Genomic DNA, 13,404 nt, shown 5'->3' on the forward strand with positions numbered 1-13,404 from the left:
CCGCGGCGGCGTCGGCCGCCGTGCTGGTACCGCTGACCATCGGCGGCGCCTCGGCCCACCCCGGGCACGAGCAGGACAGCACCGCGGTCACCGCCGCCGCGGACGCCGAAGCGGCTCTCGACTGGGACAGCTACGAGAAGGTGCTGCTGAGCAAGAACACCGGTGAGCCGATCGACCTCGCCGTCCTGCCGGACTCGCGGGTCCTCCACACCTCGCGCGACGGCGTCGTGCGCCTCACCGACTCCGCGACGGGCCTGACCACCCAGATCGCGAAGCTCGACGTCTACGCGAACTCCGAGGACGGGCTCCAGGGCATCTCCCTGGACCCGAACTTCGAGGAGAACCACTACCTGTACCTGGTCTACGCGCCCCGCGTCATGGAGGGCACGTCGCCCTCCGGCGTGGAGTACCCGGAGACGACCCCGTCGGGCAGCGCGCCGAACTCGCTTCCGGCGGGCGAGGACGAGAGCTACTGGGACCGCTGGCTCGGGTACAACCAGCTCTCGCGGTTCACGTGGGACCCGGCGACCGACTCCATCGACCTCTCCACCGAGCGCGCGATCCTCAAGGTCGACGCGCAGCGCGGCCAGTGCTGCCACGTGGGCGCGGACATGGCGTGGGACGCCGACGGGAACCTGTTCCTGTCCACCGGTGACAACACGCCGGCGGGCACGCCCGGCGCCGACGGGTACGCGCCGAACAACAACGCCCCGGGCATGAACCCGGGCTTCGACGACCGTCGCGGCGCGGGCAACACCAACGACCTGCGCGGCAAGATCCTGCGGATCAACCCGATCGAGGACCTCGCCCCCGGCACCGAGGTGGGCCCGGGGAGCACGTACACGATCCCCGAGGGCAACCTCTTCGACGACCCGCAGTACGACGACGTCCAGGACCTCGTGCGCAACGAGACCTACGTCATGGGGCTGCGCAACCCGTTCCGGATCGACTACGACATCGAGTCCGGCGCGCTCGTGTGGGGTGACTACGGCCCCGACGCGGCGAACGCCAACCCGAACCGCGGCCCCATGGGCTACGTGGAGTGGCAGCTGACGACCGAGCCGATGAACGGTGGCTGGCCGTACTGCCACGGCCCGAACGCGAACTACAACGAGTGGGACTTCGCGACGCAGACGCCGGGCGAGTGGTTCGACTGCGAGGCCGGGGCGAAGAACAACTCCACGTGGAACACGGGCCTCGACGTCCTGCCGCCGGCGACGGCGCCGCAGGTCTACTACGGCGACCGCCCCGGCGACCAGCCCGAGCTGCTCGACCCGCTGGTCGAGCTCGGCGGCGGCGGTCAGGCGCCCATGGGCGGGCCGATCTTCCGCTCCGCCGACTACCCGGACGCGCCGGGCAAGTTCCCCGCGTACTGGGACGGCAAGCCGTTCATGGCGGAGTTCTCGCAGGACTACGTCGTCGCCTTCACGCTGGACGAGCTGTCGTCGGCCGGTCAAGTCACCGCGGTCGAGGACTTCCTGCCCAACGCGCACCTGGAGACGGTCAACCAGCCGATCTGGGACAACGTCATGGACATGGAGTTCGGCCCCGACGGCACGATGTACGTGCTGGAGTACGGCGACGGCTTCTTCCGCCAGAACCCCGACGCGGGCCTGTACCGGATCACCTACGGCTCCGACAACAAGACCCCGCGCCCCGCGATCTCCGCGTCCCCGACCTCGGGCGGGGACGCGCCGCTCGAGGTGACCTTCGACGCGTCCGGGACCTCGGACGCCGAGACCCCGAACGCGGGCCTGACCTTCGACTGGGACTTCAACTCCGACGGCGTGTACGACGCCCAGGGCGAGACGGTGACCCACACGTTCACCGAGCGCGGCCAGTTCAACGTGCAGCTGCGCGTCACCGACGAGGGCGGCAAGTTCGGTCTGGCGATCCAGCAGATCACGGTCGGGAACACCGCTCCGGAGATCACGCTGAGCCAGCCCGACGGCGCCATCTTCAACTGGGGCGACGCCGTCCCGTACACCGTCTCCGTGCACGACGCGGAGGACGGCGACACCCCGGTGTGCCGCAACATCCAGTACACCTTCGGGCTGGGCCACAACACGCACGCGCACCCCGAGGTGAGCGGTCGGGCCGCGGACACGGAGGCCGGCTGCGGCTTCACGATCCAGACCAGCCCGGACGCCGTCGAGCACGGTGAGGGCGAGAAGATCTTCGGCACCCTCGTCGTGACCTACAACGACCAGGCGCAGGGCACCGTCCCGTCGATCCGCGGCGAGGCCACCCACATCCTCAAGCCGCAGGCGCAGCAGGCCGAGTGGTACGACGCGGCCGAGGGCGTCGAGGTCGTCGAGGACCCGGCGGCGCACGCCGGGCGCTACGTCACCTCGTTCGACGCGGGCGACTCCTTCACCTACCAGCCGCTGGCGCTCGTCCACGCGCCGACGGGCGAGGCGATCGACGAGATCACCGTCCGCGGCAGCGGCGAGGGCACCGTCACGCTGAGCTGGCAGGCCGAGGGGTCGGAGTCCGCCGAGCCGCTGGCCGACTTCGCCTTCACGGGCGCGGGCTGGCAGGACGTCACGAAGACCCTGGGCAGCGTGCCCGAGGGGTCGGGCTCGATCGTCGTGACGACCACCGGCGGCGTCGACGTCGACCAGCTCTCGTTCGCCGTGGGCGACGGCACCACCGAGCCGGTCACCATCCCGGTGGAGAAGGTCTCGATGCAGCTGTTCTCGCTCAGCTCGTGGAGCCGCCAGATCGGCTGGGAGGGCGTCTACGACCGCCTGGGCGAGATCGGCTTCCAGAACGTCGAGCCCTTCGGGTCGAACTTCTCCGGCCTCACGGCCGAGCAGGCTCGTGCCCAGTTCGACGCGGCCGGTCTTCGTGTCCCGTCCTCGCACTACACCGTGAACGAGGGCACCTTCGACGCGACCCTCGCGTACGTCAAGACGCTGGGCCAGGAGTACGTGGGCTCGGGCGGCTTCCCGTCCCCCGGCATCGGCGGGGGCCTGGAGAACGTGCTGGCCACGGCCGACGCCATGGACCGTCTCGGCGAGCGTTCGGTCGCGAACGGCACCGGCAAGCTGTTCGGTCACAACCACGACCAGGAGTTCAACACCAAGTACGAGTACAACGGTGAGCTGACCTCCGCGTGGGAGATCCTCGTGGCGGAGACGAACCCCGAGTACGTCGCCTTCGAGCTGGACACGGCCTGGGCGGCGAACGCCGGCGTGGACGTGCCGGCGCTGATCGACAAGTACGCGGACCGCATCGAGCTCCTGCACATCAAGGACGCGACCAACCTCAACGCGGGTGGGCGTCCGACGTTCACCAACCTCGGTGAGGGCGACATGCCGCTGCAGGACATCCTGCGGGCCGGTCTCGATGCGGACGTGGCGTACTTCGTCATGGAGTACGACGGCTCGCCGGCGAACGACGTGTTCTCCGTCGAGGGCTTCGAGTACCTCACCGGCATCCCCGCCGGTGCGGACACCCCGGAGGTCGACGTGACGGTCGAGCCGCGCTGCATGGCCGGCAAGGTCTACGTCGCGGTGCGTGCGCTCAACGCGGACGACTCCGCGCTGGACGTCGCGATCGAGACGCCGTTCGGCAGCAAGACCTTCGAGGACGTGGCCCCGGGCAAGAACGCCTACCAGTCGTTCAACGCTCGTGCCACGGAGATCGAGGCCGGTGAGGTGACCGTCACGGTCACCGACCCGGACGGAGCGACGGACACGGTCACGGCCGCGTACGACGCGCGGTCGTGCAGCTGATCTGATCCCGAGCGCCGGGTGAGGCGGGCGTCCGACACCGTCTCACCCGGCGACACCGGGGCGCCACGTGGGGCGGCGGCCGATGCCGCCCCACCCTCTCCACGGTGGTGCGCCCCCCGGCGGCGCCGGCACGCCCCGCAGCGGGCGCACCACCTCCTCACGATCCCTCGCGGACGCGGCAGTGTCGCCGCGCCTCCTCGCGACCGAGGGTCGAGACGGCAGGACGACGGGGTCCTGGCAGTCCGACCGCTCCGGAGCGCGTCGGTCACGACGACGTGACCGACGGACCCGATCGACGTCACGTCGGTCCCCACCACTCACATCCAGGAGCACACCCATGACCGCACGTACTCTTCGACGCGCCCTGCTGGCCGGATCGGCGGCCCTCGCGGCAGCCTTCGTCGCCGCGCTCGGCCCTGCCTCTGCGTCGACCGTCCCGGACGGCCCCCTCGAGGGTCTCCGGATCGTCATCTCCAACGACGACTCCATGCAGAACTCCCGGCCGAACGGCTCCGACGGGGAGGGGCTGTACGAGCTGCGCAAGGTCTTCTGCGACGCCGGTGCCGACGTCGTCGTGGTCGCGCCCTGGGGTTACCAGAGCGGGGCCGGGACCGCGGTGACGAACAGCGGCACGTTCCACATGCAGGAGGCGGACACGCTCCCCGAGCGCTACGCCGCAGACTGCGGCGACGCGCCGAGCCAGGGTGCCGTGTTCGGGGTGTGCCAGCCGATCGACGGGCGGTGCACGCCGGAGTCGCGCAGCGCCACCCCCGTCGACACGGTCAAGCTCGCCGTCCGCGGCGGCCTGCAGCACGTGCTCGGGTGGACGGAGCGCCCCGACCTGGTGCTGTCCGGCATCAACTCCGGACCCAACCTCGGCTCGTCGGTGAACGACTCCGGGACGGCGGGGGCCGCCCTGTCCGCCCTGTCCGTCAACACCCCCGGCTTCGCGATCAGCGCGTCGGCGACCGGCGCGGACCACCAGGCGGTCTACGAGCGGACCGCGCGGTTCGCCGTCCGGTACGTGGAGGAGGTCGTCCGGCAGGACGCGCTGACCACCGAGTACGTCACGAACATCAACTTCCCGCGTCTCACGGCGGACCAGAGCCCGGCCGGCGTCGTCGTCGCCCCGGTGGGCACCGGCACGACCGCGCGCCACTCCTACAACCCGAGCGGCGAGCGGTCCTTCACCGTCGGCCTCAGCGGGTGCCAGGCCGGCGACACCACGTGCGTCGCGGAGACCCGTCCCGACGCCGACTACCTCATGAACCGGGCCGGCTACATCACCGTCACGCCGCTGACGCCCGACCGCACCCACCTCGCCGCGACGCCCGAGATCGGCTCGGTCATCAGCGAGCTGTCGACGGTGGCGGTACGGGCCAGCGCGACCGGCCGCTGCATCGCCGGGACCGCGTACGTCGCGGCGCTCGTCCGCAACGACGACACCGTGCCCCTCGACGTCACTCTCTCGACGCCGTTCGGGGAGAGGTCCGTGAGCGACGTCCAGCCCGGTGCCGCCGCGTACCAGTCGTTCAGCTCCCGGTCGCGCTCCGTCGAGGCCGGCACGAGCCGGCTCACGGCCTCCGGCGACGGTCGGAGCGTCGAGGTCGACGTCGACTACGCCGCCGTCGCCTGCTGACGACGCCGGGGGTGGAACGTCGTCCGACGCGTTCCACCCCCGGCACCCGGGACCGATCGCCGCGCTTCCTCGGGTGGCGCGGGTGTGCCGAAGCGGCGACAGTGGCCGCAACGCGTAGAGAGCAGGAGACACCCGTGAGCGACGGACGAGTGGTGGTCGTCACCGGGGCGGCACGGGGGATCGGTCGCGCTGCGGCGGTCGCGTTCGCGGGCGCCGGATACCGTGTCGCCGGAGCCGACATCGCGGCGCTGGCGAGCCCGGCGATGGACTACGCCCCCGCTGACCCCGAGGACCTTGCCGAGACCGGCCGCCTCGTCGAGGAAGCCGGGGTCGAGTGGCTCCCGGTGGTCTTCGACCAGCGTGACCGGGCGGCCGTCCGCGCCGGGTTCGCCCAGGTCGTCGAGCGGTTCGGGGGCGTCGACGTGGTCTTCGCCAACGCCGGCGTGCAGGGCTTCGCGTCGCTGCTGGACATGAGCGACGAGCTCTGGGACGACCAGATCGACATCAACCTCACCGGGACGGCGAACGTCGTGCGGGCCTCTGCACCGCTGCTCATCGAGCGCGGCGGCGGGCGCATCATCATCACCTCGTCCACGCAGGGCCAGCACGGCACGCTCGGGGGCGCCGGCTACTCGGCGTCCAAGTGGGGGCTGATCGGGCTCATGAAGTCCGCGGCGCTCGACCTCGGTGAGCACGGCATCACCGTCAACGCGGTGATCCCGGGACTCGTCGACACCGCGCTGACCCGTCACGAGGACCGCTACGCGCAGATCATCCGCGCCGGCGGGCACGAGCCCACCGGAGACGTCGCCCAGGACGAGCAGACCGCCGCGGAGGCCCAGCGTGCCAAGCTCCCCTTGGGGGTGCCGTGGGTCGAGCCGGAGGACGTCGCACCGCTGGTCGTGTTCCTCGCCTCCGACGAGGCGAGGATGGTCAGCGGTACCAGCTTCGCCGTCACTGGCGGCGACAGCGCCAACATCACCGCATGACGTGACGCCCCGAGCGGTCACCCTGCGTGCCTGAAGGTCACACGGCGTCGCTGCGGGCGCCGAGCCAGGGCGCGAGGACGTCGGTGCGGCCGAGCCAGCGCAGGCCGCCGTCGGCGAGCTCGTCGGGCGTCGCCAGCACGTCGCGGAACGCGTCGAGGAGCCGGCGGCGACCGCCGTCGTCGTCCGCGTCGCCCGCGGCCGTCGCCCCGACGATCACGACGCGCGTGTGCGGCTCGACAGGCCGCCCCTCGGCCGTCGTGGCGTCGTCCCAGGTGCCGAGGGTGCCGATGCAGAGCTGGCCGCCCGCGCCGTCCCACGCGCACAGCGAGTCGGGGCGGTTCGCGACGTGGAACACCCCACGCGACCGGACCCGGCCGGTGCCGAGGTCCTCGATCCGGCGCAGCAGGCGCTCGGGATCGAACGGCCGGGCCGACCACAGCTCGATCGTCCAGCTCCGGTCGCCGGACGGCTCGTCGCGCCGGGGGAGCGGACCCCGCGCGCCGAGGGGGTGGGCGCGGCGCTCGCCGGCGGCGGGGTCGTGCGTGTACCGGGCGAGGTCGTCGGCCACGAGCGCGTGCAGCCCGTCGACCCGCCGGGTGCCGACGCCGCGGAGGCGGTCGACGAGCCCGGACCCGGTGGCCGCGGTCGCGACGTCACCGGTCGTCACCACGAGGTCGGCGTGCTCGAGCTGGGCGGCGAGCACCTCGCCGACCGCCCGCTGGTCGTCCTCCGTCAGCCCGACGCCGCGCTCGGAGACGAGGTCGTCGTCGAGCAGGTCGTGCTCGAGCGTGTCGACGTCGGCGACGGCGAGGACGGTAGCGAGACGGAGGCGCTCGAGCTCGCCGCCGGGGGTGGTCTGCGCGGCGAGCGCCCGCACGACCGGCAGCGACTCCGCAGCCACGGGCAGCGCGAGGACGACGTGGTCCCAGCGGCCGTCGTCGGCGAGCCGGCGCAGCGTCGGGACGGCGTCCTCCCGCACGGCGCACGACAGGCACGCGTGCTCGAGCGGCACGACCTCGTCCTCGATCACGCCGGTGGCGTCCACGACGACGCGCCGCAGCGCGTCCTCGGCGGCCCGGATGTCGTGCCGGAGCGCGACGACGCGCGGCGCCCCGACGACGAGCCCGAACACCGTGCTGTCGCGCAGCACGGGGTCGATCGTCGCCAGGACGCTCAGCGCGACGCGCGGGTCTCCGGCGTCGGAGGGAACGTCGGGCGTGGCCTCCGACGCAGAGGGTGACGAGAAGGGCATGAAGCGCTCCGATCCGTGGTCTGGGGCGCCCTGCGCGACCTCGTGGTCGACGCCGGGAACAACCCGCTCCTGAGAACTGTTCTCGACAGCGGGTCAGCATAGCGTCTTGACGGGAATGATTCTCACTATCTAGTGTCGTCCCCGTCGCCCCGACCGACCCCGAGAGGAACCGCCATGTCCGCCGTCTGCCAGGTGCTCGGCACCGCTCCCGGGTTCGGCCACGCGATCTCGCACTCCCACGTGCGGACCAAGCGTCGCTTCGACCCGAACATCCAGAAGAAGCGCTACTGGGTGCCGTCGCTGGGTCGTCACGTGACCCTGCGCGTCAGTGCCCGGGGCATCAAGACCATCGACCGCCAGGGGATCGACGCCGTCGTGGCGCGGATCCTCGCCCGAGGGGAGAAGCTCTGATGGCTACCCGCACCGACCTCCGTCCCGTGATCAAGCTCCGGTCCACCGCGGGCACCGGGTTCACGTACGTGACCCGCAAGAACCGCCGCAACGACCCCGACCGCATGGTCCTGCGCAAGTTCGACCCCGTCGTCCGCCGCCACGTCGACTTCCGCGAGGAGCGCTGATGGCGAAGCGGTCAAAGATCGCTCGCAACGAGCAGCGGGCGGCCGTCGTCGCCCGCTACGCCGAGCGTCGCGCCGAGCTGAAGCGCGTCGTCGCGTCGCCGTCGTCCTCGCCCGAGGAGAAGGCGGACGCGGTGCGCGAGCTCCAGCGCCAGCCCCGCGACGCGAGCGCCACGCGCACGCGGAACCGCGACGTCGTCGACGGCCGCCCGCGCGGCTACCTGAGGAAGTTCGGGCTCTCCCGCGTCCGCCTGCGCGAGCAGGCGCACCGCGGCGAGCTGCCCGGAGTCACGAAGTCGAGCTGGTGACCGCCGCCCCGAGCGGCGCCCGGCCCTGGCTCAGCAAGGAGACCACCATGAAGAAGGACATCCACCCCGTCTACGGGCCCGTCGTCTACCGCGACAAGTCCGCCGACTTCGCGTTCCTCACGCGCTCGACCCTCGCGGGCGACCACCCGCAGGGCCCCGGCGTCCCGCGCGAGACCGTGACGTGGACGGACGGGAACACCTACCCGGTCGTCGACGTCGAGATCTCGAGCGCGAGCCACCCGTTCTACACGGGCACGCAGCGCGTCGTGGACACGGCCGGCCGCGTCGAGAAGTTCCGCCAGCGCTACGGCGCCCGCGGCGGCGCGCAGGGCGGGGGTGCGCGATGAAGGTCCGCGCCTCGCTCCGCTCGCTCAAGGACAAGCCCGGGGCGAAGGTCGTGCGCCGGCACGGCAAGACCTTCGTCCTCAACAAGGCCAACCCGCGCTGGAAGGCCCGTCAGGGCTGACGCCGGATCGAGGCCCCGGCCCCCTCGGGGGTCGGGGCCTCGCTGTGTCCCGTGGGTGACCGCCCCGCGCCGAGGTCGCTCGAGAGTGGGACAGCGAGGCTGTCGAGCTTTGTGAGAACGATTATCGTTCGTATATAGTCCGAGCGCGGGCGGCCGTCAGGCGCCGCCCAGGACGAGCCCGCCGTCGGACCCGACGGCCTAGAGAGGATCCACCGTGTCAGTCGCCATCCGAGGCAGGGCGTGGGCCGCCGCCCTCGGCCTGCTCGCGCTGCTCGCATCGTTCGTCGTCCCGACGGCCGCCGGAGCGCTCCCGACGGCCTCCGCGCAGACCGTCCCCGATCGTGAGTTCGTGCTCACGCACGGCCACGTGGACGGGTTCGAGACCATCTACGACGCGGCGAGCGGCAGGCTCGTGCTGAGCGTCAAGGACGACACCCGCATCCACGACACCGGCGCCGTCTTCCGCGTGCCGGAGACGACGACGTTCGCCTACCAGGACGAACGGTCACGTACGACGCTGCCCCCGGCGACCGCGGGATGGGCGTTCCTCGGGAAGCACGGCGGCACGACGGCGTGGCTCGGCACCCAGTCCGGCGGGGACCAGACCTACGCGCCCTGGGTGGGGTGGAGCACGGAGCGGCTGCTGACGAGCCTTGCCGGGACGGGCGTCACGCCGGCAGCGGGCACGCCGGTGAGCCTCGACGTGCGCGTCCAGGGCCCGGGGGACGTGTTCTCGTTCCAGAACGACGCGTTCGGCGGGCCGATCAACGTGTACGTGAACACGCTCACGGGGGCCGGCACGATCCCGGTCGCGCAGAACGCCCACGTCCACACGAACTGGGTCTTCACGGCCGAGGGCGACTACACGTTCGTCGTGACCCCGTCCCTGGCCACGGCCGACGGCCGGACGATCGCCGGGTCCTCGGCCACCTACCACTTCCGGGTCGGCGAGCGTGCGCCCGAGCCGGTGACGACGACGGTCGCGGTCACCTCGGACCATGGGTCGTACCTCGAGGGTCAGTCGGCGGTGTTCACCGCGTCGCAGGAACCCGTGACGGAGCTGGCGGTGTACCGGTGGGAGGTCGCGGCGGCGGGTTCGCAGGAGTTCGTCGCGGTGGAAGGTGCCTCGGGCGCGTCGTACGAGCGCGAGCTGACCCTCGCGGACGACGGTGCGCAGGTGCGCGCCGTGCTGCTGGACGGGAAGCGGGTGGTGGGCACGTCCGAGCCGGTCACTCTCGCCGTGACTGCGGCCGCCGCGGCGCACACGGTGCAGATCACCGGGCTCCAGGACTGGTACGCCTTGAACAGCGAGATCCTTCTTGAGGCCGTGATCGAGCCGGCAGTCGAGGATGCGACCTTCCGCTGGGAGCGACGGTTCGTCGACGCCTCGGAGTTCACGCCGTTCTACCCGACCGTGTTCCGCGACGCCGACCTGACGCTCCTGGCGAACGAGTACGCCACCGGCGTCGCATGGCGCGTCGTCGCGCTAGATGCGCAGGGCGCCGAGCTCGCGATGTCCGAGCCGGTCGTGATCCCCGAGGTCCGCGAGGTCCCGTGGGAGGCACCCGTCCTCGACGACACGCCGGTCGTTCTCACCGAGGGCCACATCGACCTGTTCAGCCTGTACCTCGACGCCGGCCGCCTCGTGCTGTCGGTCGTCGACGATACGCGGGAGCACGCGAGCCGGAAGGTCGACCGCGCACCGAGCGCGGTGACGGTGTCCGTCGACCCGGAGCTGAGCGCCACGCCGGTGCCGGACACGGGCTACGACTTCCTCGGCGAGCCCGGGAACGAGGTCTACGTGCTGCCGGGGTCGGGGAAGACAGGGCTGCCGTGGCCCGGGTGGTCGACCGAGCAGCTCGAGAAGAGCCTGCCCGCAGGCGAGACGGTCTCCGACCTGCGCTACGAGATCGAGGTCGAGGGTCCGGGTGACGTGTCCGCCTGGGCCGGGGCGATGAACGGGTCGCCGAGCGTGCACTTCGACAGCGGCGACGACGAGCCCGACGTCATCTCGGTCCACCTGGGCGCGCACGTCCACACCAGCTGGGGCTTCACCGAGCAGGGCACCTACACGCTCCGCGTCACCGCGAAGGGCTCGCTGTCCGACGGCACCTCGCTGGTCAGCGACACCGAGACCTACACGTTCCAGGTCGGTGAGGCGGCACCCGAGCCGGTGACGACGACGGTGACGGTCACGTCGAACAAGGACTCCTACGCCGAGGGCGAGTCTGCGGTGCTCACCGCGTCGCAGGATCCGGTGACGGACCTGGTGACGTACCGGTGGGAGGTCGCGGAGGCGGGCTCGGACGAGTTCGTCGCGGTCGAGGGCGCATCGGGCGCGTCGTACGAGCGTGCGCTGACCACGGCGGACGACGGTGCACGGGTGCGTGCGGTCCTGCTGGACGGTGAGCGGGTCGCGGGCACGTCGGAGCCGTTGAGTCTGGACGTTACCGCGAAGCCGGACCCCGGTCCCGGCCCGAACCCGGACGCGTCGGAGCCCAACCGTGAGTTCGTCCTGAACAAGGGCCACATCGACGGTTTCGAGACCACCTACGACGCCTCGAGCGAGGAGCTCGTGCTGTCGGTGAAGGACGACACGCGTCTCTACGACGCGGGTCCGACGTTCCGCAGGCCCGCGGACGTGACCATCGCCTACGAGGACGCCCGGGCCGTGCAAAAGCTCCCCGCGGCCCAGGGCAACTGGTCGTTCCTCGGCGAGTACGGGGGCGCCGACGCGTGGATCGGCACCCAGACGGGCGAGGACCAGACCTATCTGCCCTGGATGGGGTGGAGCACCGAGCGTCTGCTGTCCACCCTGCAGGGAACCGGCATCACTCCGGCCGCGGGCAGCCCGGTCTCGCTCGCGGTCGAGGTCACCGGCCCGGGCGACGTGTTCACGTTCCAGAACGACTCCTTCGGCAACCCGATCAACCGGTACGTCGACACCACGACGTCGGCGGGCGGCACCATCCCCGTCACGGCCAACGCGCACGTGCACACCAACTGGGTGTTCACGGCCGAGGGTGACTATCACCTCACCGTCACGCCGTCCCTCAAGACGGCCGACAACAGGACGATCACCGGTGACAGCGCCGACTACCACGTCCGCGTCGGTGCCTACATGCCGCCGTTCGAGCCGCTGCCCGAGGACCAGCTCACCGACGCCAACCGGGGCGGGCTGACGCTCGACAAGGACAGCTACCCGCTCGGGTCGGACGCCGTCGCGTCGTCGTCGGCACTCACGGACGCCCGCAGGGTCGTCGCGTACGTCTACTCCGAGCCCACCTCGGCCGGTGAGCTGACGGTGGCCGACGGTGCGGTGACGGTCACGATCCCGTCGACGGTCGGGACGGGCGCGCACAAGCTTGCGCTCTACGACTCGCCCACGGGTGAGCTCCTCGGCTGGGCGCCGTTCACCGCGACCGCCGCCGCGAACGACGTCGGAGGCGCAGGAGATGGCGACGGCGGCGGTGCTGGCGCCGGGGACGGCTCGGGTGCCGATGCCGGGACGGGCGCAGGCTCGACGACGCCGGAGCAGTGCATCCCGACGCCCGTCACGAGCGAGGTCAAGACCGGCGCCGTCAGCGGCATCACGGAAGGTCACTTCGACTTCGGGTCGATGGTGGAGAACGGCACGCTCGTCGCGAAGACGAAGGACGACCGCAAGCAGCCGCCGAGTTGGGTCGACCCAGAGTCCCTGACGTTCCGGCTCGGGGACGCCGCCAAGCGCGAGGTTCCCGCCGGCGCCGACTTCGCCTTCCTGGGCAAGGCCGGGGCGACGATCTGGTCGATCGGCCAGGTCCAGGAGCCCGGTGTGCCCTGGGTCGGGTGGAACACGCAGCACCCTTCGCTCATCGAGGCGGCGGCCGGACCGGTGACGTACACGCTGGATCGCGTCGACGGCCCCGGAAAGCTCGGGGTCTACGCCACCGGGAACTTCGGCGGGGTGGGCACCAAGTACTTCGGGACGATGGACGGGTTCCCGCGCTCGACGTCGGTGCCGCTCAACCAGCACGTGCACGGCAACTGGGCCTTCAGCGAGCAGGGCGTCTACAAGGTGACGTTCACGCTGTCGGTGCCTCTGAAGAGCGGCGGCACGGTCTCCGATTCCGCGACGATCACGTTCTCCGTCGGGGACAGCTCGGGTACCGCGACGAAGACGACGTACGTCGGCAAGACCGCGTCGGGCGAGGACTGCGAGCTGAGCGCCGACCAGAAGGCGGCACTGGCGACGACTGGTGCCGACCCCGCGAGCGCTCTCGCGCTCGGTGCCCTCCTGCTCGTCGCCGGTACGACGCTCTACGGCGCCTCCCGCAGGCGGCGCGGCGCGCGTTCGACCGTCTGACGCGCCTGCAGCCCGCACCGTCCTGCGACGACACCTCCACCTCCTCCTGTGTCGTCGCAGGACGGTGTGCGCACCACGAGAACGAAAGTT

10 protein-coding genes are annotated in these 13,404 nt (G+C 71.6%); 9 read left to right on the top strand and 1 reads right to left on the bottom strand.

All coding sequences use genetic code 11. The features are described 5' to 3' along the window. Positions 1-20: 20 nt before the first annotated feature. The 3 genes from ABRQ22_RS13910 to ABRQ22_RS13920 all read left to right on the top strand — a co-directional run bounded on the left by ABRQ22_RS13910 (position 21) and on the right by ABRQ22_RS13920 (position 6,368). Positions 21-3,740 carry a PQQ-dependent sugar dehydrogenase gene (locus tag ABRQ22_RS13910; protein WP_353707148.1) on the top strand — a complete coding sequence of 1,240 codons (3,720 nt, stop codon included), beginning with the start codon at positions 21-23 and terminating at the stop codon, positions 3,738-3,740. 337 nt (positions 3,741-4,077) lie between these two features. After that, on the top strand, positions 4,078-5,379 hold the full coding sequence (locus ABRQ22_RS13915) for a 5'/3'-nucleotidase SurE (protein ID WP_253051958.1): 1,302 nt from the start codon (positions 4,078-4,080) through the stop codon (positions 5,377-5,379). Positions 5,380-5,513: 134 nt separating this feature from the next. Continuing rightward, on the top strand, positions 5,514-6,368 hold the full coding sequence (locus ABRQ22_RS13920; protein WP_253051960.1) for an SDR family NAD(P)-dependent oxidoreductase: 855 nt from the start codon (positions 5,514-5,516) through the stop codon (positions 6,366-6,368). Positions 6,369-6,405: 37 nt separating this feature from the next. Here ABRQ22_RS13920 and ABRQ22_RS13925 read toward each other — a convergent pair whose 3' ends face one another. Then, positions 6,406-7,620, bottom strand: a complete 1,215-nt coding sequence (locus tag ABRQ22_RS13925) for a GTP-binding protein (protein ID WP_353707149.1) — start codon at positions 7,618-7,620, stop codon at positions 6,406-6,408. Positions 7,621-7,794: 174 nt separating this feature from the next. On the opposite strand from ABRQ22_RS13925, the gene rpmB reads away from it, so the two are divergent. From rpmB to ABRQ22_RS13955, 6 genes are all read left to right on the top strand, one after another. Beyond that, positions 7,795-8,031 (top strand): 50S ribosomal protein L28, encoded by a 237-nt coding sequence (gene rpmB / locus ABRQ22_RS13930; protein WP_021483267.1) that lies wholly within the window; start codon positions 7,795-7,797, stop codon positions 8,029-8,031. Continuing rightward, positions 8,031-8,198: a 50S ribosomal protein L33 gene (gene rpmG / locus ABRQ22_RS13935; protein WP_021483268.1), complete on the top strand. Its 168-nt coding sequence runs from the start codon at positions 8,031-8,033 to the stop codon at positions 8,196-8,198. Before rpmB ends, rpmG begins: the two co-directional genes overlap by 1 nt. Then, complete coding sequence (gene rpsN / locus ABRQ22_RS13940) at positions 8,198-8,503, top strand: 30S ribosomal protein S14 (protein WP_353707150.1); 306 nt, start codon at positions 8,198-8,200, stop codon at positions 8,501-8,503. The genes rpmG and rpsN overlap by 1 nt, the downstream gene beginning before the upstream one ends. A gap of 47 nt (positions 8,504-8,550) precedes the next feature. Beyond that, entirely contained in the window at positions 8,551-8,850 is a 300-nt protein-coding gene (locus tag ABRQ22_RS13945; protein WP_353707151.1) for a type B 50S ribosomal protein L31, read from the top strand. Next, entirely contained in the window at positions 8,847-8,969 is a 123-nt protein-coding gene (gene ykgO, locus ABRQ22_RS13950) for a type B 50S ribosomal protein L36 (RefSeq protein ID WP_021483271.1), read from the top strand. Before ABRQ22_RS13945 ends, ykgO begins: the two co-directional genes overlap by 4 nt. A 214-nt stretch (positions 8,970-9,183) precedes the next feature. Further along, positions 9,184-13,314: a TIGR03773 family transporter-associated surface protein gene (locus ABRQ22_RS13955; RefSeq protein WP_353707152.1), complete on the top strand. Its 4,131-nt coding sequence runs from the start codon at positions 9,184-9,186 to the stop codon at positions 13,312-13,314. Positions 13,315-13,404 lie beyond the last annotated feature (90 nt).

This window comes from Cellulosimicrobium sp. ES-005 (assembly GCF_040448685.1).
Taxonomy (GTDB): domain Bacteria; phylum Actinomycetota; class Actinomycetes; order Actinomycetales; family Cellulomonadaceae; genus Cellulosimicrobium; species Cellulosimicrobium cellulans_G.

Excerpts from the sequence above, each read along its gene's own strand:
- rpmG (WP_021483268.1), top strand. The coding sequence starts at position 8,031 with ATGGCTACCCGCACCGACCTCCGTCCCGTGATCAAGCTCCGGTCCACC.
- rpmB (WP_021483267.1), top strand. The coding sequence starts at position 7,795 with ATGTCCGCCGTCTGCCAGGTGCTCGGCACCGCTCCCGGGTTCGGCCAC.
- ABRQ22_RS13925 (WP_353707149.1), bottom strand. The coding sequence starts at position 7,620 with ATGCCCTTCTCGTCACCCTCTGCGTCGGAGGCCACGCCCGACGTTCCC.
- ABRQ22_RS13915 (WP_253051958.1), top strand. The coding sequence starts at position 4,078 with ATGACCGCACGTACTCTTCGACGCGCCCTGCTGGCCGGATCGGCGGCC.
- ykgO (WP_021483271.1), top strand. The coding sequence starts at position 8,847 with ATGAAGGTCCGCGCCTCGCTCCGCTCGCTCAAGGACAAGCCCGGGGCG.
- rpsN (WP_353707150.1), top strand. The coding sequence starts at position 8,198 with ATGGCGAAGCGGTCAAAGATCGCTCGCAACGAGCAGCGGGCGGCCGTC.
- ABRQ22_RS13945 (WP_353707151.1), top strand. The coding sequence starts at position 8,551 with ATGAAGAAGGACATCCACCCCGTCTACGGGCCCGTCGTCTACCGCGAC.